We start from the raw sequence: 26,424 nt of genomic DNA on the forward strand, positions 1-26,424 counted from the left end.
CTTATCTCTTGTACTTCTTGATGGCCTTTTTGCTCCTGACAAAGCTGGTCAGAGTGGCTTCAGTGCTGGCTAACAAGGGCTGGATTCGTTCCTTGATAAGCCGATTGCATGCCAACTCCGCTTCTATAAAGGCTTTTTTTTGGGAATCTTCAAGTGAGGCAAGATGAGTCATAACGAGTTCGTCCCGCTCACTGACCAGGCGCAGCAACTCCTGGGTATCGGGCTCTTCATGGCAAAGAAGCCCGGTAAGGGCTTCATTATTGACCAGCAATTCAGGGAAGGAATGGGCGTGATTCAGATCTAGCTTATTCACACTGCCGCTTGTTGTTTCTGCCGCCTGGCTTCGTAGGCCTCTTGCTTGGCCTGTTCGGGGATCTCGGCCCAGGCAGTCTTAATGGGTAGCATCAGACTAATGGCTTCATCCATTATCTTCAAGCTGTTCTGCACATTGGCATCCACCAGCCGTTGAATAATGTAGTCGTAGAGGGCATAGAGGTTGTTGGAAACGTCACCCTCCACATCCATATCCAAGGTGTCCCGCAGATTCATAACAATGGCCGTCGCGCGGGACAAGTGCTGGGATTTGCCTTCGTACTCCTTACGCTCCATACAGCCTTTGGCGATAGCCATACGATCCAATGCTCCCTGCATCAGCATCAGGGTCAACTTGTGCGGATCAGCCTGGGCGATATCCTGTTTGAGGTTACCCTTTTTATAGGCATTAATACCTTTTAAAGACATCAGTAATTCCCCTTAGAAGCCGGTATTGGCCAGTGCCGCCATCAAAGCACTGCCGGTTTGATTCAATTTGGATACGGTCTGGTCGAGCGCCAGATATTTGTCGCGCAGAATCTGTTCGTAATTCATCATTTGCAGTTCTACCCGTTCACGCTCATCGGACAACAGATCCTTTTGGTCCTTGTAGGATTGTTCTCTTGTTCTGAGCAAGCCGCCAAAAGTGGTATATTCATGCACGAACTCGTAGGCTCTCGATGCGATACCATTCTTGTCGTCGGTAAAAAGCTTGGCAATTTCATCGAAGTTGTCTGCCAGGGCGTCACTCAATTTGTCTTCGCCACTGCCAAGGCCGAATTCATCAAATTCGGAGATTTCCAGCTTACCGTCCTCGCCAAAGGAAATTCCCATCTGGAACAAAGTGCCCAAAGCCGATGAAGGCACGCTACCTGATACAATGTTAGACAAGCCGCTTTGAATGCCTCTGGCCATAAAATCACCTGCCAGAGCGCCATCTTCTTCAAGCTCTGAGACACCATAACGGGTCAGCTTAGTGATTTCGGACATCAGTGAATTATAGTTGTCGACGAAATCGCGGATTTTCTTCTCTACCCCATCCTTGTCATAGCCTATTTCCAGTGTCGAGGTCTGGAATTCACCCAAGGCATCCTTAGTTGATACTGTGGTGGCATCAAAGGCCACACTTTCTATAACGTTTTCAAAACGATTGGTGGTGCTTTCCACCAGGATACCATCGATGGTGGCCTGAGCGTTTTGGGCCGTCTTGGCGTAACCCAGATAGGAGGCGGTTTCGCTGGAGTCAGTGGTGGATACCCGCTGCAGATCGGCAATATCATTATTGTTGACGATCTGCAGATCATTGCCGGTACCGGTTTTTTCTGAGGTAAAAACCAGTTTGACGCCACCGTCAACGGTACCGGTATTCACTATGCTGGCGGTCACGCCAAAGTTGCTGGTGTTAGCATTAACCTTATTGCGCAATTGCTCAAGAGTCATGCCGGCCGTAACACTGATATCAAAACTGTCACTGCCCACCTTGAACGTCAGGGATCCGGCGGTGCCGCTGACAGAATCGGATTTGCTCGAGAAGCCCCCCAGGGATGCATCGGCCGTTTCCACCCGGCTGCCACTGGCAAGCTGGGTAACAGCTATCTGATAAGAACCTGTAACGGCGCTGCTGGAGGCCTCAGCGGTAAACGGGCCTTTTGCGCCTTCTTCGGTCACACCAGGATGGGAAACCACGGCGGAACGTTTGGATAGTTGCGTATCTCTGCGCAGGGCATCGACGGAGGTCTTGAATTCGTCCATTTTGGACTTAAGGGTGCCGATACCGGAGATCACGGCATCCAGCGTCTCTTCTCTTTTATCCAGACGAGCGATCTTGGGCTGACGCTCGACCTCTAAAAGTTGTTTGACCAGGTCGTCCAAAGCCAGACCTGAACCTACACCTAACGACTGGATAGCCATGATTTACCTCAATTAATCAAACTGACTTGTTAAACAGTACTCCAACTGCGGCTCCAACTTCTGATTGGAGATTGCGAATCCTTTCAGCCAGTTTTAACACTTCTTCAGATGGTATTTGCCGAATCACGTCGCCGGATTCCGCATCCGTCACTTTAATCACAGAGCGCCGACTGCCTTCGTCATAGGAGAAATTCAGGTCGCGCCTCTGTGTCTGCACAAAGTCACGAATTTCCTCAATGGCGGATTCCACGCTCGATTCTTTATCGGCTGATTGGGCCTTTGCTTTAGCCTCTTCGGCTTTAAGAACTTCAGTCTCAGACTGTTGCTGTTCGTTCTTGACAGCCGGGTCGGTGTTCCCCTCCCGGGAAGTCTTCAAATCCTGTCTGGACGTCAGGGATTCTAAAGCAAGACTCTGACCAGTTTGTGAAAAATTAACGTCCATTTTTCACCTCCACTCGCAGCAATGCGAGAAAAAGGCCACCATACATCAGTATAGTGGCCGATGATGATTAGCCCAACAGGGACAAAGCAGCCTGAGGGCGCTGATTTGCCTGGCTCAGTACAGAGACTGAAGCCTGCTGGATAATCTGGTTACGGGTCAGCTCGGCCGTTTCCGCCGCAAAGTCAGTATCACGAATACGTGAACGGGCACCCGTTACGTTTTCGGCGATATTGCTCAGGTTACGGATGGTGGACTGGAAGCGGTTTTGCAACGCACCCAAATCCGCCCGGGCGGCACCGATAGTCGAAATGGCAGTATCGATTGACGTCAGTGCAGCAGATGCATCTGCAGCCGTCGCCACGCTCAAACTACCAATGCTCAGACCAGAGGCGCCATAACCACCGCTGCGGCTGAGGTTGACAGAAATCGTCTGACCACCATTGGCGCCAACAAGGAATGCTGCGGAGTAGCTGCCCGTCAACAAATCGACACCACCGAACTGAGTATCAGTTCCGATACGGCTGATTTCCTGTTTCAACGCCGACACTTCTTTTTGCAGTGCGGTTCTGTCAGCAGAGGTGTTGATACCATTTTGCGACTGAACAGCCAACTGACGGATACGTTGCAGTGAGCTGGTAATCTCCTGCATTGCCCCTTCAGCGGTCTGCGCCAGGGAGATGGCGTCATTGGCGTTACGCACAGCCTGGTTCAGGCCCTGGATCTGCGACGTCATCCGGTCAGAGATCTGCAAACCGGCCGCATCATCGGCAGCCCGGTTGATACGAAAGCCAGATGACAGACGCTCATAGGATGTAGACAATGCATTACCCGTGCTGAACAACTGACGTTGAGCATTCAACGATGACACGTTGGTGTTTACATATAAACTCATGAAGTTACCTCCTGAAAGCCTTCTCCGGTTCGTACCAAAGTCAGCTTGCCTCAAATCAACTCATTACTGAGTTGCCTCACACTTGAACAATGGCCAGAGCCAAAATCCAAAACTTAAAATACCCCTCGACTTTAGGTATCGGCCGACCTTTGAGCTTCTTTAGGAAAAAAAAACAAAAAAACTTTAACCTGATGCTATGCATTTGTTTTTACTTGGATATTTTCAAATAGAAAGTCGTTCAATCGAGTCATGAGAAGCGTTAAGGGCAAGTGTTCACAAGACTGCCGGCAAGTCTTCACTTGCAGCGCAAGTTGGCGGGCTGCTAATCTGCAGGAAGAGATTTTTGAACTGGCACGCTACGTGCTTAGAGTTTTGATAGAAAGAATTTTGACAGAAAGTTGCAATGCCGAGGTCATTAAGCCGGCAACGCCAACAAAATAAAAAAGGCCGGGTCAGGGACCCGGCCAACTTGCTCAAGTTAGGAGAACGAGCAAATCTGGTTTCGCTCCGGCTGCGGGTTTGAGAATGAAAACTGGCCTCTCAACCACCTACACTCTCAGTCCCGTCAGTCGGCGTTTTCTTCCCAGGGTCCGGCAGCAATGCTGCCGGACACCACTCTCCAGGCGGAGAGCTCTGCTTCCTTGCGGCAACAATCAACCTGGGGTTGGCTTGTCGCCCGGGCGGCCTCTCATTTCCTACCCTCTCTTACGAGTTCTGTTAACCCTGCAGCAGCGACAAGGCTGACTGAGGTCTTTGGTTTGCCTGACCAAGCACTGTGATGCTGGCCTGCTGGATGATCTGCCAGCGGGTCAGTTCTGCCGTTTCGACGGCAAAGTCTGTGTCCCGGATGCGCGATCTTGCCGCTGACACGTTCTGCGAGATATTGCTCAGGTTGCGGATAGTTGACTGGAAACGGTTTTGTATCGCACCCAGATCCGCCCTGGCCCCGCCTATGGTGGAGATGGCTGCATCAACAAGGGCCATTGCGCCGGAAGCCTCGGCCGCTGTGGCAACCGTCAGGTTCACGCCACCAAACAAGCCTGAAGCACCGAAGCCGCCCTGCCGGGAAATATTCACGCTGATGGACTGGCCTGCATTGGCGCCGACCAGGAAGACTGCCGAATAAGTGCCGTCCAGTATATTCACACCACCAAACTGAGAGGTACTGGCGATACGACTGATTTCCTGTTTCAGGGCCGACACTTCTTTCTGCAAAGCCAGACGGTCAGAGGAACTGTTGATACCGTTTTGCGACTGCACGGCCAGTACCCTGATGCGCTGCAAGGCACCGGTGATCTCCTGCATGGCGCCTTCGGCCGTCTGGGCCAGGGATATCCCGTCATTAGCATTTCGCACGGCCATGTCCAGGCCCTGGATCTGTGACGTCATACGATCGGATATTTGCAAACCGGCGGCATCATCCTTGGCACTGTTGATCCTGAATCCGGACGACAAACGCTCGAATGAGGTACTCAACTGATTGTTTGAGGTAAAAAGTTGTCTGGTCGCATTCAGCGACGAGACGTTGGTATTAACATATAAGCTCATTTCTCTCTCCTAACGCCAGACTGGTTTTATTGTTGTTATCGTCACCAGCCCTGATGGGCGCATCGACAATTTAAAGGTTGGCACATAAAGTGCTTTTATTTTTTTGCCTGTCGGTTTTCCGACTGGCAATTGCCGGTGTCAAAGCCTGTAATGTAAAAGTGAGCGCAAGCTCTGGTCGACTGGGCGGGTTTGATGGCCAAACCTCAAACCTCTCACTACCTCCTGGCGTCATTCCCGCCGGTCGACCGCTTACAAAAATGGCTATCCTGCCTGTAAGTCTTTTTCATCCCTGGTCTGATCAAGTTATCCGGTAATTTGTCTGTCTTCGGGTCGGTTACAGCTTGCCCCCACAATCCTGTATTCCGACCTTTTCTCTGCTCCCGTCACTTACTTAAGCGTTTGAGAGTCTGCATTCAGGTGTCAATGCTTGCCCCCGCACCCATGTCATCTGACAGTTTTATCCGTGTAATGCTTACTTATTATCCCTGCAGCAGTGACAGGGCCGCCTGTGGACGTTGATTGGCCTGTCCCAGAACTGTGATACTCGCTTGCTGGATAATCTGCCAGCGGGTCAGTTCTGCCGTTTCGACGGCAAAGTCTGTATCCCGGATGCGCGATCTTGCCGCCGACACGTTCTGCGAGATATTGCTCAGGTTACGGATGGTGGACTGGAAGCGGTTTTGAATCGCACCCAGATCCGCCCGGGCACCACCGATAGTGGAAATTGCGGTATCTACCAGAGACAAGGCTCTTGAAGCTTCCTGGGCTGTGGCGACCGAGACATTGACGCCGTTGAACAGACCCGACGCGCCGAATCCGCCGGTCCGGGAGATATTTACGCTGATGGACTGTCCCGCATTGGCACCGACCAGGAACACGGCCGAATAGGTACCATCGAGGATATTCACCCCACCAAACTGCGAAGTTGAGGCAATACGGCTGATTTCCTGTTTCAACGCCGAGACTTCTTTTTGCAGGGCCAGACGGTCAGAGGAACTGTTGATACCGTTTTGCGACTGGACGGCCAAAACCCGGATACGTTGCAGGGCATTGGTAATTTCCTGCATGGCGCCTTCGGCCGTCTGGGCCAGGGATATCCCGTCATTGGCGTTTCTTACGGCCATATCCAGGCCCTGGATCTGCGCCGTCATCCGGTCAGAAATCTGCAGGCCGGCCGCATCGTCCTTGGCACTGTTAATTCGAAAACCTGAGGACAGGCGTTCGAAAGAGGTGCTCAGTTGGTTATTGGAAGTGAACAGTTGTCTGGTCGCGTTTAACGACGACACATTAGTATTGACGTACAAACTCATGATTTTCTCCTAACTTGATCGATAAATACGCCAGACTTATTATTTTTGTCAGTTATCTTGGCGAGAGCCGGCCATTTTATTGTTATTGTCGGCCTGACCCAGGTTCACCGGCTTGTTGTTATTATTAATGCTCGGTGCCTTTGTACTAGTTATCGAACCATTCAGAGAAAAGCTTTAGAGAAATTTTTTCAAACAAAAAAACCCGATGAAATTCAACAATTTCCCGGGGGATACAAATGGCTTTAGTGGTGTAAAAATGGCCGGGGTTTCCCCCGGCCAACCGCTCTTTCGTTAGGAGAGAGTGAGCGAAGCTCCCTTCCGTTTGACGATGAAACCTCTCACATTACCTCCTGGCGTCATTTTCAAACGGTAAGAGTCATTAACCCAGCAACTGCAGTGCAGCCTGAGGGCGCTGGTTCGCCTGGCTGAGAACCGTGCTGCTGGCCTGCTGGATAATCTGATTACGGGTCAGTTCCGCAGTTTCTGCCGCAAAGTCGGTATCACGGATCCTGGAGCGTGCACCGGATACGTTTTCCGAGATGTTGCTCAGGTTACGGATAGTGGACTGGAAGCGGTTTTGCAGCGCACCCAAATCGGCTCTGGCCCCACCAATACTGGAGATGGCCGCATCGATCGAGGTCAGTGCCGCAGAAGCATCTGCTGCAGTGGCCACACTAAGGCTTCCAATGCTCAGACCAGAGGCACCGAATCCACCTGTTCTGGACAGGTTGACGGAGATAGTCTGGCCGCCATTGGCGCCCACCAGGAAGGCCGCTGAATAGTTACCTGTCAGCAGATCCACCCCACCAAACTGCGTAGTCGAGCCGATACGGCTGATCTCAGTTTTCAGGGCTGATACTTCTTTTTGCAGAGCGGCGCGGTCAGCACTGGTATTAATACCGTTTTGTGACTGAACGGCCAACTGACGGATACGTTGCAGCGAGCTGGTGATCTCCTGCATTGACCCTTCAGCGGTCTGTGCCAGGGAGATACCGTCGTTGGCATTCCGTACGGCCTGGTTCAGGCCCTGGATTTGCGAGGTCATACGGTCAGTGATCTGCAAACCGGCAGCATCATCGGCGGCGCGGTTGATACGGAAACCGGATGACAGACGCTCAAACGAAGTGGACAATTGATTTCCGACGTTGGACAACTGACGTTGTGCATTCAACGACGAAACGTTGGTATTTACATACAAGGACATGGACTTCTCCTACACTCTCAGTCCAGCGGGTGCTGGCATCCGGCTTACGCCGAATAGTTCTAAAAAACATTTTAGAAACAATAACTTCTGATGGAAATTACTGTTACTGGCTCTCTCGCTTAAGGTTATCGACGTCCCCGCAAAAGCCTTTAGAAAAATTTTGCCGCCGGCATTGCCGGGCGGTCATAAATTGCCGCCTTTGCAATAGCTAACCACTTGAGTTTCAATGTCTTTTAAATCCGAAAAAACAGACTGAAAAATGTTCGACATGCAGAACCCACCGCTCTGGCAAAAAGCTCCCCACAATGCCTTTACCGATCTTTGTCTGTTTCGGAATCAGTTGTTTTGTTGCTTTCGCGAAGCAGGCAACCATATCAGTGCCGACGGGACGGTGCGGATTCTTTGTCTGGCGAAAAATGGCGGATTGCTGAGACAGCAGAAAGTGTCTGTTCCGGGGGTCGATCTGCGCGATCCCAAACTCTCCGTCACTCCTGATGGGAAATTGCTGTTGCTGGCTTATGCCCGTTATGCCACAAAGGACAACAAGACATTATACGGCCAACCCACCACCTGGTTGTCACAGGACGGACAAAGCTGGTCCAGTGCCAAAGCCTTTGCCGACAAGAATTGGTGGCTGTGGAGACTGACCTGGCATGCCGGACGGGCATATGGAGTCGCTTACAACAGGTCTGCCCAGCAGGTCAGACTCTATGCCGGCAACCCAAGAGCCACTTTCGATTGTATCGAACCGGACTTATTCAGCCTGAAAACCCGGGGCAAGGGCTACCCAAATGAATCGGATCTGCTGTTTCAGCAAGACGGCACCCTGTTGGTATTGCTCAGACGAGATGCGGACAGTTGCACGGCCCAGTTGGGAATAGCCAAGCCACCTTACCGGCGCTGGCAGTGGCAGGATTTGGGTTTCTACCTGGGGGGGCCGGCCATGAAACAACTGGATGACAAGACAGCGTTGCTGGCAGGTAGGATCTGGCAGAAAAGAGGACCGAAAACGGCGCTGGTCTCACTGGACTTACACTCGAAAAAAGCGAAACTTCTGAAGGTGTTGCCGTCAGCAGGAGACAACAGTTACCCCGGTCTGGTGCTGGATAACGGGGACTTGTATGTGAGCTATTACTCCAGTCATCTGCAACACAAAGCCTGTATTTACCTTCATCATTTCAGGCTGGATTCGTTGATGATCCAGATTTAGATATAGTCAAACAGGGACAGGCCCGTTACCCGACCAAAGGTGGCCTGGGCGGCCTGCAGGGCGGTTTCCTGCCGGCTTAGATCTGACACGGCCTTAGCGTAATCCACATCTTCAATATCAGAGCGGGTCGATTTGGCGGCTATTTCCAAATCCAGGTTGGACTCGAAAATAGACTGGGCCACATTCAGTCGCCCACCCACTCCGGCTGTCGCCGCTCCCAGCTTGTTCATCCCGTTGTCAATGCCGATCAGGGCATCGTCCAACTTTCTTGTAAAAGCTTCGCCGGTCAGGCTGGGATCGCTTAACGCATGAAAAAAATCGTCCAGGGTCTGGGCCAGATTCTTCTTCTGTGGCGCATCCAACTGGAAGTTCACCGTGTCCCCGGGACCGCCTTCAATAGTAAATTGCATGCCGTTAAAGGTAAAAGGCTCCTCAGAGGTGAAATTGACCGTGCCCAGGTTGGCGCCGGTCCCTGTATTGGTAATGGTGGCCTGGGTGCCTGCGCCGTTAATCTGGATCTGGAACTGATTGTTGGCTGGCGTCACCGCGTCATAATTCTGTTGATGGAAACGATCGAAATCCGACTGAGGAGTGATTTTCAGTGCCGAGTCGGCTGCCGAACCGCCGGTAATAGTCGACGTCAGCCTGGCCAGCACATCCTCAAAGACCGTCTTGCCTGAATCGGTGGACTGCACACGAACCGAGGGGGAAAGCTGGATGTTGTTGACCCCTTCATCCCCCTGGAACTGGTACTTGTTGCCGGTGGCAGCCGGGTCATAGACAAAGGCCGGTGACTGGGACTGGTAACCGGCAAAGATATAATCGCCCGCCGCATTTCGGGTATTCATGGCATCAAATACCTGGTCGCGGATCTCGGCAATCTCCACAGAGATGGCCAATCGGTCTTCCGGCGCCACCGCCCCACTGCCTGACTGAATGGCCAGTTGGCGAGCCCTGAGCACCGCATCGTTAATATTGCGCATGACCGCTTCCTGTTCTTCCAGGGCACTGGTCAGGAAGTTGTTGTTACGCTGAAATTGCTCCAGTTGCTCCAGTTCTTCGGTCAGCCGTATGACCTTGGAAGCGCCAACCGGATCGTCAGAGGGGCGCAACAGCTTTTTACCTGTCGCCAGTTGCTGCTGGATATCGGCCAGATCACCCTGGTTGTTCAGAATATTCTGAATACTGCGATCATAAAGCTGGTTGGTTGATATGCGCATATTTGCCCCTGCACTCTTACCTTATCTGACCGAACTTAAAATAGTATCAAACAGCGACTGGGCCGTGGACAAGATCCTGGCCGAAGCCGCATAGGCCTGCTGGAAACGCACCAGGTTGGCCGCTTCTTCATCCAGGCTCACCCCGGAAACAGACTCATACCAGTCACTGGACTGTTGTTCCATGGCGGTGGCTGCCTTTAACTTGATATCGGCCGTCGCTGCTTTTTCACCAACGGAACTGACGGTTTGTGCGTAAGCGCCATGAAAAGTGGTGCCGTTCTGGTTACTGAAGGGCGTACTCACATCCCGCCTGACGGTGTTGGCTTCCTGCAATCCGGCCAGCTCAAGGCCGTTCCTATTGTCGTCCACCCCATTGGTATTATAACTCAGAGTGAAGCGATCCCCGGCCTTTGGAACTCCTTCGAGGCTCACATCATAGCCTGGAAAGTCATCCTGGGCAGCAAAGGCTGCCGGCCAGGCCGGCCCGGCACCGCTTGTTTCAGCCTGGGCCAACAGATTGCGCAGATCCGGGGCACCGGTTACCACGGTGATCACGGTACCGGCACTGTCCAGCACCTGATAGGAGTCGGGGCCGGTAAAGAGGATCTCAGCAGGCGCACCGACACCACCACCGGGGGCCGCACCCGGTCCAAGTAACCCGCCAGCCCCGTCAAAGGCAGAGCCGTCCGTGCCGCCGGATACTGTGGTGTTGGTCACCGAAGTGGACAGGACTGAGGCGGCACCCAGATTGCCAATATCCCCCTCGGCCTTAATCGGCGAGGCGAAGGCCAGATCCTCGCCCCGCACTATGTCCATGGTGATCTGCGAGGAGGTATAGCGGGTGGGTTGCAACAGGAACTCGTCGCCGACCGCATAGGTGCCACCGCTGGGGAACTCCAGCTCCAGGCCATCCATGATAGGTTCCCAGGTACCGCCAGCCGCATTCAGGCCGGTAAAGGTCTGGGTAATAGGATTACCGCTGGTGTCCAGTGAAGGCGACCCATCCGGGTTGAGCAGCTCCACTGTAATATCCAGGGTGGGGCCTGCGTTTACCGCATCGATGGTAATCTTATAGTCAGAGGTACTGAGCATCTCCGCGTCGCCTGCCGCAACCCGCCCGTTGATCACCAGGTTGGCCGCAGAGTTACCGGCGTAATTGAGGGCCTGTGCTGAAGGCAGGCTGAAGATATCGGCTCCTAACTGGCCATCGTAATCCATGCCCAGATTATTCTGCTCGTTCATGGCATCGGCAAACGCCAGCGCCAGTTGTCCCAGCTCCCGCTGTGCAGGCGCCAGAACCTCGTCACGGAAAGAAAAAATACCGCCCAGCTTACCGCCAAGATCGGTCTCGGCCACATTCAGTACCGTGGGTTTGCCATTGCTGGACAGTTGCAGGTTACGCCGGGTGATATCAGGATCGCCGGCAGTCTGGAACACATTGAACACCCCCGCTTCCATTACCAGCGACTGACCCGTAGTGAGGTTAACCAGAGTGGAGCCATCGTCCTGCACACGGGTTTCGATGGACACCAGTTCAGCCAGATTCCTGATGGCCAGATCCCGCTCGTTCTTCAGTACGCCAGCTTCTTCGAACCGGTTACCCGTCTGTACATCGCGAATCTGGCTGTTGAGATCAGAGATATTCCGGATCAGGTCATTGGCCTCCTTGGTCAGGGAGTCCAGTTCCTGGTTCAGCTCGATCTCAGAGCGGTTCATATACTCAGACAAACTGGAAATGCGCTCCATCAGGGATTTGCCTTCCCCCAGCACCAACCCACGGGCAGACACATTATCCGGCTCGTCGATAGCCGTCTGCAACGACCCGAAAAAACGGCTCAGGCTGCCGGAGATACTGTTGGCTTCGCTGGCGAGGATATTGTCCATCTGGGCAATACGTTCATAAAAAGCCTGTGCCTCTCCCAGTTTGGAGGTGTCACGACGCAGTTGATTCTGCGCAAAGACGTTGAGGATTCGCTCAGTCGTGCCCTGCCCCACGCCCCCAGTCAGCTCGGCAACAAACGTGGTGCGTTCACGCACAAAGCCTTCGGTATTAACGTTGGCGATATTATGGCTGGTGGTGCGCAGCAGGGTATTTTGCGCATTGATACCGCTGGTTGCGATGGAGAAAAGATCTGCCGTACGTATAGCCATGCTTTGAGTCCGGTTGGGTTACTGGCCGCCAGCTTGTTTGGCGACGGGCGTGAGTGCCATCTCGTTTTCCTGCATGGCTTTGCTTTGCAAGACTTGTGCCTGGAACCCAGAGGTAAACTGCTCACCGTGGAGTACTTTCATGATCTTGTCGGCGTAGTGAGGATCGGTGGCATAGCCGGCCCGTTGCAGGGCATTGAAGTAAGCCCGGCTGTCCGATGTCTGCTCAAGGGCCTCGGCATACCTGGGGTTGCTCTGGATAAAATCTGCATAGTCCTGCAGGGAGTCGGAGAAGGATCCATAGGCGCGAAATGCAGCCTTTTCCGAGTGCGCCACGCCATCCTTGTATTCCAGGGTATTAACCAGGGCCTTGTCCCCCTGCCAGGCCCGGCCTGCCTTGATGCCGAATAAATTGTGGCTGTTTTGCCCGGATGACAGATGAATCATCTGGCTTCCCCAACCGGTTTCAACGGCCGCCTGGGCCACCAGGGCACGGGGATCCAGGCCCAGTTCACCGGCAACCTGTTCTGCATAGGGCATCAGACCGGCAATAAAGCTCTGCGGATCGTCAAAAGCCGGCAGTTTGTTGCCGGGCCAGGAGACGGGTCCCAGCACCTGCTCCTGGGCGTTGTCTATGGCCTGGGCCTGTGGCCGGTTCAGACTGGACAGGTTACCGTCGTTCCGCAGGACACTGGCCGGCGTGAAGTTTTCCATATCGCCTCCCAGTTGCTGCATGATGATCTTGGACAGACCAATAGAACCACTGGCGGCCAGATGCGTGGCCAATTGCTGGTCATGCATGTCCCGGTAGAACTTCACCTGCTCAGAGTTAAACGGACTGTTCTCATCCGCCAGCACGTCCTGAGCATCCCGCATGGATTTCAGCATCATCCGCACGAAAATGGCCTCAAACTGGGTGGCCGCTTCCTGAAGGGCCTGCTTATCCCCGGACACAGCCGCCTTACGCAGCGTATCCAGCCCCTTCAGGTCATGGGTGTTGCGCGACTGTTCAAGCTGATCAAGGGAAAAACGCGATTCCATAACCTACTCAGATGATAATCAGTTGGCCCTGCAGGGCGCCGGCGGCGCGCAGGGCTTCGAGGATGGCCATCAGATCGCCGGGTGCGGCACCCACTTCGTTAACGGCCCGTACCAATTGGTCCAGGGTAACCCCAGGATCGAACTTGAACATGCGGCTGTCATCCAGGTTCACATCGACGACGGACTGAGTAGTCACCACTGTCTCCCCTTCGGCCAGGGCATTGGGCTGGGAGACCTGTTGATTCTCAGTAATGGTCACCGTCAGGCCGCCGTGTGTGACGGCCGCAGGCAGCAATTTCACATCCTTGCCGATGACGATAGTCCCGGTCCGGCTGTTGATGATGACCTTGGCCGGTGCATCGGCCGGTTCGAATTCAAAATTTTCCAGGGTGGCCAGAAAACCCACCCGTTGTCCTACTTCACGGGGGGCTGAGACCCTGACTGAGGCAGCGTCGATAGGGGTCGCTATCACATAGCCGTTGGCCGGGTCGGCACCCAGTCGCTGGTTGATGGTTTCGGCAAGAATCTTCGCCGTGGAAAAATCCGGATAGTGCAGGTTCAGGGTCAGAAAATCGTTCTGCATCAGGCCGCTTGGCACGGCGCGCTCAACAATGGCGCCATTGACAATGGAGCCGACCGTGGGGGTATTGGAGACAATGCGAGAACCATCGGCCCCTTCTGCGCCAAACCCGCTGACCACCAGACTACCCTGGGCCACCGCATAAACATTGCCGTCCAGCCCCTTAAGGAAGGTCTGCAGCAAGGTGCCGCCACGTAGGCTGTCGGCCTCGCCGATGGAGGACACAGTCACATCAATGGTCTGGCCCGGCTTGATAAAGGCCGGCAATTCCGCATGCACCGCCACGGCCGCCACATTCTTAATCTTGGGCTTGAGACTGCTGGGCATCATGATGCCGAAATTGGACAACATGGTACGAAAACTCTGTTCGGTAAAGGGACTCTGTTCACCCGTACCGGGCAGGCCCACCACCAGGCCATAGCCCACCAGTTGATTGCTGCGCACGCCCTGGATGGACACCAGGTCCTTGATGCGCTGGGCGGCCTGCAGGGGCCCACTCAACCCCAGGCACAAGATAAGGAGAGAAACCATACTACGCATATCGCCTCCTAGAAGGGCCACCATTCGGATGAAAAGAACTTGGTCAGCCAGCCTTGCTGCTGCGCCTTGGCAAAGGTGCCCGTGCCGCTGTACTGGATACGGGCATTGGCGACCTTGGAGGAGACCACTTCGTTGTCGGGGCTGATATCGGCTGCCCGGACAATACCGGTCAGACGGATATATTCATCGCCGTTATTGAGCGTCAGCCATTTCTCGCCCCGCACCACCAGATTCTGGTTGGGCATCACCTGGGTAACCGTGACCGAAATATTGCCATTGAGGCTGTTGCTCTGGTTGGCGGCCGCGTTTCCATCGAATTCATTCGCCGAATTGATGCCCAGTTGTATGGATTCATTACCAATATTCACGGCATTCCCTCCCAACCCGGCGATGGGTTGCAGGTCTACCGCTGTCTCACGACTGGTATTGGTGCCGGCACTCTTTGAAGCGCTGGTGTTTTCACGCAGGACGATAGTGATAATATCTCCTACCCGCCTGGCTTTGACGTCCGAATACAGACTGCTGGCAAACTCCTGCTGGAATATTGAGCCGTCATCATTCACCCGCTGCTCAGGCATATCCGGCATCACCGGTGCAAAGAAGGGATCATTGGGGGCCGGCCCCCGATGCGCCGTGCTCATGCAACCGGACAAGGCCAGGATAAAGAGTAAACAGAAGGGTACTTTCATCACATCAACCCGTTATAGCTGCTGAATCACCTGACCGAGCATCTGGTCCACCGATGAGATCACCTTTGAGTTCATCTCATACAGGCGTTGGCTCTCAATCAGGTTGACCAGCTCTTCGGTCACATTCACGTTAGAGGTTTCCAGTGATCCCTGCATGATGGTGCCCAGACCTTCCAACCCAGGCACACCTTGCAGCGGCGCACCGCTGACAGCCGTTTCCACAAACAGGTTCTGCCCGATGGGCTGCAGGCCGGTGGGGTTAATAAAATCTGAAATGGTCAATTGGCCCAGCACCACTGGCTCTGCCTGACCGCGGATAGTGGCTGACACTTCACCATCCTGGGAGATGGTGATCTGCTGGGCATCCTCGGGAACGGCGATCACCGGCTGGAGCTGAAAACCGGCGCCCGGAGTGACCATCTCGCCATCTTCATTGAGGGTAAACTGCCCATTACGGGTATAGGCAATGGTACCGTCAGGCTGAAGGATTTCGAAAAAGCCACGACCTTGAATGGAGATATCCAGCGCATTGTCTGTGGTCAGCATGTTGCCCTGAGTAAAGGCTTTTTGCGTGGCCACCACTTTGGAACCGGCACCGAGCATCAGGCCAGAAGGCAGCTCTGTATCGGCCGAGGAGCGACCGCCGGGCTGATTGATGTTCTGATAAAGCAGATCTTCAAAGATGGCGCGGCTTTTCTTGAAACCCACAGTGCTGGCGTTGGCCAGGTTGTTGGAAATCACCGAGACATCGGTTTGGGCCGCATCCAGGCCGGTCTTACTGATCCATAATGCTGGGTGCATACATCACCTCCACCTGATGGTTTAAATTCAATTACTTACAGGATCTGCAGCAACCTGTTGGCGCGCAAATCTATGTCGTCAGCCTGCTTCATCAGCTTCACCTGCATTTCATAATGCCGCTGCAGGCTGATCAGGCTGACCATTTCCTCTATGGGATTGACATTGCTGCCTTCCAGCATGCCCGTCATTAATCTGACGTTGATGTCCTCATCGGCGACGGTGCCGTCCTTCATGCGGAACAGACCGTCATCCCCCCGCTCCATTTGTCTGGTATCGGGGTTAACCAGCTTCAGTTGACCCACCTCGGCCAGTACTTCCACCGGCGCCCCCTGGGGGCGGATGGAAATCGTGCCGTCGGTGGCGATATTGATCTTCGACAAAGGCAGCGGCAGCGCAATGGGGCCGGCGTCACCCAGGATCAGGTTGCCATGGCCATCTTCAAGCAGGCCGTCGGCGCCTACCTGCAGGTTGCCCGCACGGGTATAGGCTTCATTGCCCTGCGCATCCTGCACCGACAACCAACCTGGCCCCTGAATGGCCACATCCAGTTCCCGGTCCGTCTGGATCATGGCCCCGCCTTCATAATTGTTGGACGGGGTTTCGGTCATGGAAAACACCCGCGTCGGCAAGCCTTCACCAAAGGCCGGCATGGCCCTGGCCTGCTCAAGCTGGGCTTTGAACCCCGTCGTCTGGGCATTGGCCAGGTTATTGGCCCGCACAGACGTGGCCAGCAGATCCTGCTTGGCACCGCTGGCCGCGATATAGAGCAATTTATCCATGACACTTTCTTGACTGATTAAACCTTACAGGTACTAAAGCAATTTGGGTGCCAAGTGGGTGAAACGTGACAGGTGACGGGTAACAAGTAAGGAGGAGCAAGGAGTTAGGTAGAGGAAAGCTTGGTGTTCAGTTGACGGGCCATCTCAAAAAGAAGGGGTGAAGCTAAGTACACCTCACCCCTCACTCATCTCCCCTAACTGAATTACCTGATATTCAATACCGTCTGATTCAACTGGTTATTCACTTCCAGAGCGCGGGAGTTGGCCTGGAAGTTACGCTGGGCGATAATCATATCGATCAGCTCCGAAGTCAGGTTAACGTTGGCCTGCTCCAGTGCGGATGAATTGATGGTGCCAAATGTTCCGGTTGTGGCCTCTCCGGCCAGGGCTTCGCCGGACAGAATACTTTCCTGCCACTGGGTATTGCCCTTCTGGGTCAGGCCCTGCTCATTGGCGAAGCGCACCAGGGTTACCCGGCTCAGCGGCTCTGAAGTGCCGTTGGAATAAGTGGCTCGCACCAGACCATCAGGGCCGATATCGATGCCCGTCAGGCGGCCCACCGGCAAGCCATCCTGATCCAGCGCCGTTACCTCAAAGGCCGAGGCAAACTGTGTGGGTTCATCTGGAGTAGCCGTGGCCGCATTTAGATTAAAATCTATGGTTAATGTTTGAAGAGGATCTGAACCATTAGAAAGAATGGTATTGCCCAATGCCTCAGTAATAAGCTTGCTGTCTGGCTGAGCGAGGCCATTACCAGACTGAATGCCGATAAAGTCGCCACCCGAACTGAACTGTAGGCGCGAACCTGTGACTGCATTACCTGTATTGGTACCGGCCGAGTTGGGCGATGCGCCTGGTGCAGTTACTGTAGAGCCGTCATTGTTGGTGATATCCACCAACACATCATCGACAGCTGTAACCATCACCCATTCGTTAGCCGCTGGCGGTACTATGGTTGAATCCTTGATAAAGTAAAAGGTCTGGACGTGGCTATCGCCTAGCGAGTCATACACGGTTACCGACGTCGCGGCGTTATAAGTCAATGGGTCGGTAGGATCAAAATCGGCGGGATCCAGTCCGGTGTCATTAGCCGGCAAATTCATTTTCAGATCTACTTCGCGGGTTTGCTGAGGAGTACCGGAGGAGTCTGGAATTCGAATCGGTTGGGCTGTACTCAATGCTACCGATGCAGATGAACCGTCAGGGTTGACCGGGAAACCCAACAAGTGATCACCATTGGAATTGACGACAAAGTTTTCCGAGTTCAACTTAAACATCCCTGCCCGGGTAAAGGAAAAGTCCCGGGAAGTGGTTTCAGGGATGGTAGCGAAAAAGCCGTTGCCGGTAATGGCCAGATCCAGAGCGTTGTTGGTAAATTGCAGACTGCCCTGGGTAAACTGCTGGGCTACTTCGGCCGTCAGTACACCGTCACCCACCTTGGTTTTGGCGCCTGCCAGCAAAGAGGCCGCATAGACGTCACCAAATTCGGCGCGGGATTCCTTAAAGCCCACCGTATTCACGTTGGCAATGTTGTTGGCTGTGGTATCCAGGTCTTTTTGTGCGGCGTTGACACCGCTTAATGCGATATTAAAGGACATCTTTCACTCTCTCTTTGTTTAACCGCCAATCTGCAGGACATCGGTGAGCTTGATACTCTCGTCGCCTGCCAGATTGAGGATGACACCCTGACTGCTCGAAGCCAGGCTGACGCTGTTAACATGACGGGTCACGGCGGTGGGCAGTTCCTTGACTTCGCCACCCACTTTGGCACTGGCGGTTACCGTATAATTGCCGGGCGGCAAAACATTGCCCTTGCCGTCGGTGCCGTCCCAGTTAAATTCGATATTGCCCGGGGTCTTGGATCCCAGTTCCATTACCCGTACCGTCTGCCCGTATTGGTCCTCGATGGTGATCTTCATCTCATGAGAGGCTTTCTCGTTGACTATCACTCCGGATACCTTGCCATCCGCACCGAGCTGGGCCTGATCGCCGATTACCAGTACATTCTGGCCAATCAGGCTGGACGCCTGCAGGGCCTGGTTTGAGGTCATGGACGAGGCGAAGCTTTCAAAATTGCTGTTAAGCTTGCTGAGACTGTCAGCCATGGTGAAGCTGGTCATCTGCGCAATCATCTGATCGTTATCCACCGGCTTGGTGGGATCCTGCATGGAGAGCTGTTCGGTCAGCAGGGAGAAAAAATCCTCCTGGGTCAATTCACCGTTTTTGTTCTCCGGTACTTTGGACTCTTCTCCCCAGTACAGGTCTTTAAAGCTCTGGGTGTTTACACTGTCCACCATGGCTAATTCCTCAGTTTATCCGGACCTTACTGGCCCTGACCCAGTTGCAGTACCCGGCGGAAAATACGCTTGGTGGTATCGGCAACCTGGACATTGGTTTCATAGGCTTTGGAGGCAGACATCATGTCTGCCATCTCTTCGACTATGTTGACGTTGGGCTTGTAGATATAGCCGTTCTCATCGGCCATGGGATGACCGGGGCTGTATTCCACCTGCAGGGGCTTGTCGCTCTCGACTATGCCCAGCACTTTAACGCCCTGGTTTTCGTTCTGATCATTGATGGCCCGCTGCATCTCGGCGGCAAATACCGGCTTGCGTGCCCGGTAGGTCTCATCAATACTGCTGCTGACACTGTTGGCGTTGGCGATATTGCTGGCCGTGGTGTTCAGGCGAACCCCTTCGGCGTGCATACCGGTGCTGGCAACATTCATAATATTAAACAGGCTCATCAGGCTTGCCCTCCGCTAAGTGCTTTTTTCATACCCTTGAACTTGCCGTTCAGGAATTCAATGCCGGCCTGATAGCGCATACCGGTATCCAGGAAGGCGTTACGCTCGGCCTGGACCTCTACCGTATTGCCGTCGCCGGTATCGGGTTGGGTCGGGATCTTGTACATCAGCTCGCCGGGATTCTTCACCTCCACGGCAAAATGCTTCTCATGAGTGCGACTCAGACTGTGGGTACGTTCTGTCTGGGCGGCCTGCATGGCGGCCTGAAAATCCACCCCCCTGGCCTTGTAACCCGGGGTATTGGCATTGGCCAGATTATTGGCGATTACCTCCATGGTCTGATCACGCACCTGCATAGCGCTGTGATGGAGGCCGACGAGTTTATCTAAGCTGATTGCCATGAATTGCTCCTGTCATGGAGTTGTCTTGGCAAAAACTTAGCAATTGATGTGCCAGTCAGACAGTTCTAACTGACCAAGGGGAACAGAAAGGGTGGAAAACTATTGTTTTTTAACGTAATAGAGGCCGGGATTGCAGCGTACCATAGTAAAGGCATCGGACAGCCCGGACATGGATTCTGACGCGCCGAGGAATAAAATCCCCTGACTTTGCAGCCCGGCGGCAATCTGTTGCAGTATCTGCGTCTTGATGGGACCGGAAAAGTAAATCAGTACGTTACGGCAGAACACCAGGTCAAAACGGCCCAGCGAAGCATAGGATTCGAGCAGGTTAATGGGCCGGAAGGAGACCATCTCTGTCACCTGGGGCTTGAGCCTCATTGTGCCGGTGGCGGTGGATTCGAAAAATTGGCGCTTTCTTTCTTCCGACAATCCCCTGGAGAGGGACAGGTTGTCATACTCGGCTGTTTTGCAGCGGGTCAGCATGTCGGTGGAGATATCCGTGCCGATAATCTGCACGCCGCCGGGAAAGGCGCCAGGATTACGTTGCAGGTATTCGAGAATACAAATCGCAATGGAATAAGGTTCCTGCCCGGACGAACAGGCTGCCGACCAGATCCGCAACGGTCCGCTCTTGCCCTTGAACTTGCCGAACAGATCGTTTTTCAACAATTCAAAGGGATAGGTGTCGCGAAACCACAGGGTCTCGTTAGTGGTCATGGCGTCGATAACGGCCTCACGCAGATTTCTGTCTGAGCCGTTGACCACCTTATTGACCAGTTGCGACAGATCGGCAATGCCAAAGCGTCTCAACAGGGGGGAGAGGCGACTGCGAACAAGATATTGTTTGTTGTCACCCAGCACGATACCGCACTGTTTCTCCAGATAATTGCGGAACAGACTGTAGTCCTGGCTTCCTATGTCTTTGTCAGGCACGAATTGCACTCTATTAATTACTCAAGGCCCAGCCACTTCTTAACTGAATTGGCCAGCTCATCCGGATGGAATTTGGCGATAAAATCATCAGCGCCGACTTTCTTCACCATCGCCTGGTTGAATACTCCGCTTAATGAAGTGTGCAGCACCACATGCAGATTTTTCAGTTCGGGCGAATTCTTGATCTCTGCCGTCAGGGTATAGCCGTCCATTTCAGGCATTTCAATATCCGAAACGAGCACGCCCACTTTATCGGTCACATCCCCGGTGTCCTCGGCCAGTTCCCTGAGCCTGACCAGCGCCTCCATGCCGTTCTTGGCCGCTTCAATCTGCAAGCCCAGACTGGTCAGCGCCTTAATAACCTGGTTACGGGCCACGGAGGAATCATCGGCAATAAAGATAATTTTGTCCTTGATGGCCGACACGTCCAGGCCTGCCGTCACCTCGGCGCTCACATCGGTTTTCAGTGGGGAGATTTCGTTGAGGATCTTCTCCACATCGAGGATTTCCACCAGTTCCTTGTCGACTTCCGTCACCGCCGTCAAATAGCTGGCGCGGCCGGAGCCCTTTGGCGGTGGCATGATGGAATCCCAGTTGATATTGATGATTCTCTCCACCGAGTCAACCAGAAACCCCTGCACCGAGCGATTGTATTCTGCAATGATGATAAAACACTTGCCGGGGTCCTCGATACGTTTACCGCCTGTGGCCAGACTGAGATCGATGACCGAAATTGTCTGGCCGCGGATATGGGCGATACCACGAACGAATGGGTTCAATTTGGGCATTGCGGTTAACGGTGGGCACTGCAGTACTTCCCGGACCTTGAACACATTGATCCCAAATTTTTGCCTGCCCCTGAGCTTGAACAACAATAGCTCAAGCCTGTTCTGCCCCACCAGTTGCGTACGCTGGTTTACCGAGTCCAGGATTCCTGCCATATCACCACCCCTGAATCAACTTAGGCACAATACTTGCCGTAAGAGATTGTAGTTTCGTGTACTGCCTGATTTTTGACAGCAACACCAACAACGCTTGTGGACTGCCGAAGCATGGCTCCGGCGTCTGCAAATAGGCGAAGCGCCTTTGTTATCCCGGCAGGAACTTAAGACCGCCAGGTGCCCGCCGCCCCCGAGGACCGCGCTTGTGGCCGGCCCCTATGTTACAAGATTTTGCCCTTAAGCATAGTCAAACTGACAGTAAGTGAATATGAATAATTTAGCTAGCATCCTGAGAACATTGACCTTTTTCAGCCTCGCCACAGCCGCCTTGCCGGTGCTGGCCAGCAACGTCGCCCATCAGATGGTCAGTGACGCCGCCAGGGCTTATGTGTTAGCTCAGGTCTCAGGCCAGACTGGCAGCGCTGCCAGCATTGAGGTGGACGTGTCCCCTATCGATGAACGTATTCAGGTACCCCAATGTGCAGCGCCCCTTGACGCCAGTGCCAGCAGTAATAGTCTCAGTCAGGCCAATGTCACCGTCAGGGTGAGCTGCGCCGATACCGGCTGGTTCCTCTATGTGATGGCCAGGGTCCGCCAGATGCAGCCCGTGGTAGTGACCAGTGTTCCCTTGTCACCGGGAACCCTGCTGGACCGCGATCAGTTGGAAGTGGTCAACCTGGAGATAAACCAGTTGCGGGGCACCACCTACACCGCCATCGACGAGCTGGTAGGAGTGCGGGTCAAGCGGCGTCTGCGCGCCGGCCAACCCCTGGTACCCTCCCAGTTGTGCTTTGTCTGCAAGGGTGACAATGTGGTGATCAATGCCAGCGTCGGCGGCTTGCAAATCCAGGCTTCAGGTGTGGCCGAGCAGGATGGCAACCTGGGCGATAACATCATGGTAAAAAACACCTCATCGAACAAAAACATCGATGCTCGGGTAATCAGCAGCAGCGAAGTCTCAGTAAATATATGAAAGAATTAGAGTTTATCTGGCAATAAATTTTTTCTGCCACAGAGTAAATTCCAGACAGGACGAGACGATACAGTTAACAGGACGGCCGTTAGTTAAATAGTGAGTATCACAATAAATTTTGCTAAAGTAGCCAACAGAACTGCCGATAACTTAAGCAGAGGTTTAACAGGTAGTGGACGTAATCTATGTCAATTAACAATATCAACAGCAATCTGGGTAAACCCCAGGTTGACAGCCAGAAGCTGAATCAACAGCAACAGGCTAATAACCAGGCGGCCACTCAGGCCAGCAATGCCAAGGCGCAATCGACTGCGCCCCGGCAGGACTCCGTGTCACTGACCCAGTCTGCCCAGCAGTTGTCTCAGGTGCAGAAGAAAGGCAATGACGCCCCGGTAAACCAGGAAAAAGTGGACCGTCTGAAAAGAGCCGTCCAGTCGGGCGAGTACAGGGTTAACCCCGAAGTCCTGGCCAACAAGATTGCTAAGCTGGAAGCTGAGCTGTTCGGAGTCAAATCCTAATCCATGAATCAGGTATCTGAGGCACTGAAAACACAGCTCGGTTTTCTGCAGCAATTGCAACAGATACTGGATAACGAACTGCATTTAATCAGTACCCGCGACGCGGAAGCTCTGATAAAGCTGGTAAAAGAAAAAGAGATCTTGTTGGATGAAATCCAACTGCAGGATCAGAAAATAGGCGCCCTGTTAACCTCTGCCACCTCCACCGACGATGAAACCGAAAGTCTGAAACAGGAAATCTTCAAATGGGTGGAGGACTGCAAATACCGCACCCGTATTAATGCCACTGCCGTCGAACAGGGCCAGCTCAGACTGGAGCATCTGCGCAGTCTGATCATGGAGTCACGCGCCAAGGAGAGCCTGACCTACGATAAGGCAGGCAAGAAACATGCAGGCCAGAAAGGCGGCGGGATCAGCGCCTGACCCCAAGCACTTGTGCCAGACACATACCGGCCTGATTCCGAACTCAATAAGCACCTTGCGGTGCTTTTTTGTCACTCGTCACTAGTAATATTTCACTTCCCGGATACGACGCGGCTTGGCCACCGACAGATAGATGTCATACACCTCTTTCATATCCAGCTCCAGTTCTGTGGCGTAGGTGCCGGTGCCCACCGCATAGGATTTAACTACCCTGGCGCCACGGATTACTCCATCCACTGACGACTTCAGGCTGTTATCTTCCAATACCAGGTTGGACAGCACTTGCTGGCCCTCGATGCGCTGCCCGTAGACTTGTTCGGCCAATTCCCTGTAAGCATCCAGTTTGGAGGCCTTCACTGCCTGCAACATTCTGATGTTCTCTGTACTACCCTGCTGCTCCTGAATCGGTGCATAGCCCACTGCCTTAAGCACAGGGTAACTGTCCGGCTCCACGTATTCCCATTCCACATGCTTGTCATAAAAAGTGGAGCAACCTGATAATCCCAGCAGGAGCAAACAGGGATACAATACTTTCATTCTGATACCTCGCCATTCAGTTAATCCCGGGGGAGCCTTCCACCCGGAGTCGTTCGGCCGCCAGCGGCGCAAACCGCGTGATTCTTCTACAAGTGTTCTGTCTGCTACTTTGCAAGATCTGTGCAAAATATTATGCTGAATTTTATCAGCGCCCACTTTTTTCACCAGAGTGTGGGTCAGACCCGCAAAGCACAGCAGCGATTTGCAAATGTCGGTACATTTTATGCTTAAGCCAACGGGTCATTCGGAGGTGAAGTTCAGTGAAACCAATAGTCATATTAGTCCTTGCCCTGCTAACGGGTACATCCCAGGCCACCTGGTTTGAAGCCAGCGGCCAGGCAGTTGTGGTCAATGGCGACCAGCAGCAAGCCAGGCAGATGGCCACCCAGGAAGCCATCAAGCAGGCCCTGCTCTTTGCCGGCGCCAGAGTCAGCAGTGTGCAGCGACTGGCCAATGGACTGTTGCAGGACGATCGGCTGGAAATTCGCGCCAGTGGTGAAGTTGACCGGGTCGAACTGTTACATGAGACCTACCAGGACGATATCGTTACCGTGTCCATCCGCGCCGATATATTCCCTCAGGGCAGCCAGTGCCCGGCCTCCAGCTATCAGAAGACCATTACCACCGCCTGGTATCCTATCCGTAATAAACGCCAGGCCACCATGGGTCAGATTTTTGACTTGGGCAAAGCCTTGCCGCAGAAACTGCGCCAGGAGTTCGAATTGGCCAGCAGGCATGCTCAGGTGCAGTCCGTTCAGAACTTTTATCAGCGTCCCAATGAAGACCGGGTCGCCCAGGCCATGGGCATGGTCCGCCGTGGCGGCGGACAATTGGTATTGATTGGCGAAATCACTGACCTTAGCGATGTTGAGGACAAAGGCAGCATGCTGACCTTCTGGAAAGAGCCGGTTACCAATCGCAGTTTTGGCCTGGAAGTTCACCTTTTTAACGGCATGACCGGCGAACTGCTGATGCATGAACAACTTCTGACGTCCGCGCCCTGGCAGTTTGACCGCCACGCCAGCATCGACCCCCACAGTCTGGCATTCTGGCAGTCCAGCTATGGTCTGGCCATCCAGAATCAGCTCCAGGAACTGGCCCAGCGAATCGACGAGGAAATTGCCTGCCTGCCAGCTTATGGGCGGGTACTACAGAGCGGTTTCGAACAACTGACCATCGACATGGGCAGCCAGCAGGGCATTAGTCAGGGCGACCGGCTAAGGGTGTTCAAACTCAAACAGTTTCAGGATCCCAGAGGCAACAATCACTATCAGTATTTTCTCCATCCGGTGGAAGTCCAGGTCACCCGGGCGCTGGAAAACTCCGCTATCGTCGAGTCCATCGGCGGTGAACCTTTGACCAATATTCAACCAAACGACTTCGTTGCCAGACGCTAAGGGTTTAAATCGAAGCGGGCATGGGTAATAATGCCCCGGCCTGACCCTTTGGTCCGGCCATGCCAGCCCCGTCCCCATAGTTTAATGGATAAAACGAGCCCCTCCTAAGGGCTAGATCTAGGTTCGATTCCTGGTGGGGACGCCATTTTGCTGATATTCCAAGCAGTTTCCAAACAACACATCCTGTAGCCTGGTGCCAGTTGCATCATCCACGATGCATCGTTCATCGCTAATTTAGTGATGTTAAATCACTAAACTTTGCCTTCGGCAATCACTCTTCACCCAGTTGGGGACGCCATTTCACAGTTACTTACCTTCCCCGCCTAGAAACGATAGCGGGCTGAGATCCCCAGAGCATCGATGCCCGGGTTGGGATGAGAGACTCCGCCATTGGATGTATGCTGATATCGAAGAGCGAGGGTAAGAGGAATTGATTCCAGACGGTAGTTGTAGCTCAGAGCCGAGGTAAAGTGCCAGTTACTTCCAACAAAGTGCCCCGCCATAAACCTGTGCCGGAGGTAGGTGGGGGCAAATTCGAATTCAAAGTAACCTTGTCCCTGTTGCCAGAATTGCCAGTAAGCGCCGACACTGTACCACTGATTATCGGATCGTCGATAAACACCATCGAATTGACCGTAGGACAACAAAACCCCATCCAGCCATTCGTTTCCCTGTATAGCATAGTGCAGTAAAACAGACGAAACCCGGGTGTCCTGGTTTGCAAACAGGGTGCGGCCCTGGTACAGCATCAATTCAGCGGCGGCCGGGGCACTACTGTACAGACAGGGGATAAACCATGCCAAACCAGCTAGCAGACGAGCTGCCCCACTCAAACGATCCACGTTGTTCATTGCCCCTTACCTCCCTGCCAACACTCGCCAGCTAATGGTAATTTCTGGTTTATTCCAGAAAGTTAGCTTGGATATCA

The 26,424-nt window shown here is 53.6% G+C and carries 28 protein-coding genes and 1 tRNA gene; 6 read left to right on the top strand and 23 right to left on the bottom strand.

Annotated features, from left to right (window positions below; all coding sequences use genetic code 11):
• Window position 1 precedes the first annotated feature (1 nt).
• The 8 genes from J0A66_RS14070 to J0A66_RS14105 all read right to left on the bottom strand — a co-directional run bounded on the left by J0A66_RS14070 (window position 2) and on the right by J0A66_RS14105 (window position 7,619).
• A complete protein-coding gene (locus J0A66_RS14070) occupies window positions 2–313 on the bottom strand; it encodes a flagellar protein FliT (RefSeq protein WP_206574472.1) in 312 nt (103 codons plus the stop codon).
• Window positions 310–741 carry a flagellar export chaperone FliS gene (fliS, locus tag J0A66_RS14075; RefSeq protein ID WP_206574473.1) on the bottom strand — a complete coding sequence of 144 codons (432 nt, stop codon included), beginning with the start codon at window positions 739–741 and terminating at the stop codon, window positions 310–312. The genes J0A66_RS14070 and fliS overlap by 4 nt, the downstream gene beginning before the upstream one ends.
• Window positions 742–753: 12 nt before the next feature.
• A complete protein-coding gene (gene fliD / locus J0A66_RS14080; protein WP_206574474.1) occupies window positions 754–2,223 on the bottom strand; it encodes a flagellar filament capping protein FliD in 1,470 nt (489 codons plus the stop codon).
• A gap of 16 nt (window positions 2,224–2,239) precedes the next feature.
• Window positions 2,240–2,665, bottom strand: coding sequence for a flagellar protein FlaG (locus tag J0A66_RS14085; protein WP_206574475.1), 426 nt, complete (start codon window positions 2,663–2,665; stop codon window positions 2,240–2,242).
• 67 nt (window positions 2,666–2,732) lie between these two features.
• Window positions 2,733–3,557, bottom strand: a complete 825-nt coding sequence (locus J0A66_RS14090) for a flagellin N-terminal helical domain-containing protein (protein WP_206574476.1) — start codon at window positions 3,555–3,557, stop codon at window positions 2,733–2,735.
• Between the two features lie 717 nt (window positions 3,558–4,274).
• Window positions 4,275–5,105 (bottom strand): flagellin N-terminal helical domain-containing protein, encoded by an 831-nt coding sequence (locus J0A66_RS14095; RefSeq protein ID WP_206574477.1) that lies wholly within the window; start codon window positions 5,103–5,105, stop codon window positions 4,275–4,277.
• A 479-nt stretch (window positions 5,106–5,584) separates the two neighbouring features.
• On the bottom strand, window positions 5,585–6,415 hold the full coding sequence (locus tag J0A66_RS14100) for a flagellin N-terminal helical domain-containing protein (RefSeq protein WP_206574478.1): 831 nt from the start codon (window positions 6,413–6,415) through the stop codon (window positions 5,585–5,587).
• 379 nt (window positions 6,416–6,794) lie between these two features.
• Window positions 6,795–7,619 carry a flagellin N-terminal helical domain-containing protein gene (locus tag J0A66_RS14105; protein ID WP_206574479.1) on the bottom strand — a complete coding sequence of 275 codons (825 nt, stop codon included), beginning with the start codon at window positions 7,617–7,619 and terminating at the stop codon, window positions 6,795–6,797.
• 259 nt (window positions 7,620–7,878) lie between these two features.
• Between J0A66_RS14105 and J0A66_RS14110 the strand changes: the two genes are divergently transcribed.
• Window positions 7,879–8,829 carry a hypothetical protein gene (locus J0A66_RS14110; RefSeq protein WP_206574480.1) on the top strand — a complete coding sequence of 317 codons (951 nt, stop codon included), beginning with the start codon at window positions 7,879–7,881 and terminating at the stop codon, window positions 8,827–8,829.
• On the opposite strand, the gene flgL is transcribed toward J0A66_RS14110, so the two are convergent.
• The 13 genes from flgL to J0A66_RS14175 all read right to left on the bottom strand — a co-directional run bounded on the left by flgL (window position 8,826) and on the right by J0A66_RS14175 (window position 21,648).
• Window positions 8,826–10,049, bottom strand: coding sequence for a flagellar hook-associated protein FlgL (gene flgL, locus J0A66_RS14115; RefSeq protein ID WP_206574481.1), 1,224 nt, complete (start codon window positions 10,047–10,049; stop codon window positions 8,826–8,828). The two genes, J0A66_RS14110 and flgL, sit on opposite strands and share 4 nt — an antisense overlap.
• Window positions 10,050–10,070: 21 nt before the next feature.
• Window positions 10,071–12,200 (bottom strand): flagellar hook-associated protein FlgK, encoded by a 2,130-nt coding sequence (gene flgK / locus J0A66_RS14120; RefSeq protein ID WP_206574482.1) that lies wholly within the window; start codon window positions 12,198–12,200, stop codon window positions 10,071–10,073.
• An 18-nt stretch (window positions 12,201–12,218) separates the two neighbouring features.
• Window positions 12,219–13,238 (bottom strand): flagellar assembly peptidoglycan hydrolase FlgJ, encoded by a 1,020-nt coding sequence (flgJ, locus tag J0A66_RS14125; RefSeq protein WP_206574483.1) that lies wholly within the window; start codon window positions 13,236–13,238, stop codon window positions 12,219–12,221.
• Between the two features lie 7 nt (window positions 13,239–13,245).
• Complete coding sequence (locus J0A66_RS14130; RefSeq protein WP_206574484.1) at window positions 13,246–14,358, bottom strand: flagellar basal body P-ring protein FlgI; 1,113 nt, start codon at window positions 14,356–14,358, stop codon at window positions 13,246–13,248.
• 8 nt (window positions 14,359–14,366) lie between these two features.
• Window positions 14,367–15,047: a flagellar basal body L-ring protein FlgH gene (flgH, locus tag J0A66_RS14135; protein ID WP_206574485.1), complete on the bottom strand. Its 681-nt coding sequence runs from the start codon at window positions 15,045–15,047 to the stop codon at window positions 14,367–14,369.
• Between the two features lie 12 nt (window positions 15,048–15,059).
• The gene (flgG, locus tag J0A66_RS14140) at window positions 15,060–15,848 is read right to left on the bottom strand and encodes a flagellar basal-body rod protein FlgG (protein ID WP_206574486.1); all 789 of its coding nucleotides are present in this window, start codon (window positions 15,846–15,848) and stop codon (window positions 15,060–15,062) included.
• Window positions 15,849–15,883: 35 nt separating this feature from the next.
• A complete protein-coding gene (locus J0A66_RS14145) occupies window positions 15,884–16,627 on the bottom strand; it encodes a flagellar basal body rod protein FlgF (RefSeq protein ID WP_206574487.1) in 744 nt (247 codons plus the stop codon).
• 203 nt (window positions 16,628–16,830) lie between these two features.
• Window positions 16,831–18,225 (bottom strand): flagellar hook protein FlgE, encoded by a 1,395-nt coding sequence (gene flgE, locus J0A66_RS14150; RefSeq protein ID WP_206574488.1) that lies wholly within the window; start codon window positions 18,223–18,225, stop codon window positions 16,831–16,833.
• 18 nt (window positions 18,226–18,243) lie between these two features.
• Window positions 18,244–18,924, bottom strand: coding sequence for a flagellar hook assembly protein FlgD (locus tag J0A66_RS14155; protein ID WP_206574489.1), 681 nt, complete (start codon window positions 18,922–18,924; stop codon window positions 18,244–18,246).
• Window positions 18,925–18,950: 26 nt separating this feature from the next.
• Window positions 18,951–19,373: a flagellar basal body rod protein FlgC gene (gene flgC / locus J0A66_RS14160; protein WP_206574490.1), complete on the bottom strand. Its 423-nt coding sequence runs from the start codon at window positions 19,371–19,373 to the stop codon at window positions 18,951–18,953.
• Window positions 19,373–19,774 (bottom strand): flagellar basal body rod protein FlgB, encoded by a 402-nt coding sequence (gene flgB, locus J0A66_RS14165; protein WP_206574491.1) that lies wholly within the window; start codon window positions 19,772–19,774, stop codon window positions 19,373–19,375. Before flgB ends, flgC begins: the two co-directional genes overlap by 1 nt.
• 99 nt (window positions 19,775–19,873) lie before the next feature.
• Window positions 19,874–20,707 (bottom strand): CheR family methyltransferase, encoded by an 834-nt coding sequence (locus tag J0A66_RS14170; RefSeq protein ID WP_206574492.1) that lies wholly within the window; start codon window positions 20,705–20,707, stop codon window positions 19,874–19,876.
• Window positions 20,708–20,724: 17 nt separating this feature from the next.
• Window positions 20,725–21,648 carry a chemotaxis protein CheV gene (locus J0A66_RS14175; protein ID WP_206574493.1) on the bottom strand — a complete coding sequence of 308 codons (924 nt, stop codon included), beginning with the start codon at window positions 21,646–21,648 and terminating at the stop codon, window positions 20,725–20,727.
• A 268-nt stretch (window positions 21,649–21,916) separates the two neighbouring features.
• On the opposite strand from J0A66_RS14175, the gene flgA reads away from it, so the two are divergent.
• The 3 genes from flgA (at window position 21,917) to flgN (ending at window position 23,562) form a co-directional block, all read left to right on the top strand.
• A complete protein-coding gene (flgA, locus tag J0A66_RS14180; RefSeq protein ID WP_206574494.1) occupies window positions 21,917–22,621 on the top strand; it encodes a flagellar basal body P-ring formation chaperone FlgA in 705 nt (234 codons plus the stop codon).
• 185 nt (window positions 22,622–22,806) lie between these two features.
• Complete coding sequence (flgM, locus tag J0A66_RS14185) at window positions 22,807–23,139, top strand: flagellar biosynthesis anti-sigma factor FlgM (RefSeq protein ID WP_206574495.1); 333 nt, start codon at window positions 22,807–22,809, stop codon at window positions 23,137–23,139.
• Window positions 23,140–23,142: 3 nt separating this feature from the next.
• A complete protein-coding gene (gene flgN / locus J0A66_RS14190) occupies window positions 23,143–23,562 on the top strand; it encodes a flagellar export chaperone FlgN (protein WP_206574496.1) in 420 nt (139 codons plus the stop codon).
• Window positions 23,563–23,643: 81 nt separating this feature from the next.
• Here the strand turns inward: flgN and J0A66_RS14195 are convergent, their stop codons facing one another.
• Complete coding sequence (locus tag J0A66_RS14195; RefSeq protein ID WP_206574497.1) at window positions 23,644–24,099, bottom strand: LPP20 family lipoprotein; 456 nt, start codon at window positions 24,097–24,099, stop codon at window positions 23,644–23,646.
• Window positions 24,100–24,359: 260 nt separating this feature from the next.
• On the opposite strand from J0A66_RS14195, the gene J0A66_RS14200 reads away from it, so the two are divergent.
• Window positions 24,360–25,496, top strand: a complete 1,137-nt coding sequence (locus J0A66_RS14200; protein WP_206574498.1) for a flagellar assembly protein T N-terminal domain-containing protein — start codon at window positions 24,360–24,362, stop codon at window positions 25,494–25,496.
• Between the two features lie 70 nt (window positions 25,497–25,566).
• Window positions 25,567–25,641 (top strand) — tRNA-Arg (locus J0A66_RS14205).
• 178 nt (window positions 25,642–25,819) lie between these two features.
• On the opposite strand, the gene J0A66_RS14210 is transcribed toward J0A66_RS14205, so the two are convergent.
• Window positions 25,820–26,347, bottom strand: coding sequence for an acyloxyacyl hydrolase (locus tag J0A66_RS14210; RefSeq protein WP_206574499.1), 528 nt, complete (start codon window positions 26,345–26,347; stop codon window positions 25,820–25,822).
• Window positions 26,348–26,424: the final 77 nt, after the last annotated feature.

Source organism: Bowmanella dokdonensis, from assembly GCF_017254865.1.
Lineage (GTDB): Bacteria > Pseudomonadota > Gammaproteobacteria > Enterobacterales > Alteromonadaceae > Bowmanella > Bowmanella dokdonensis.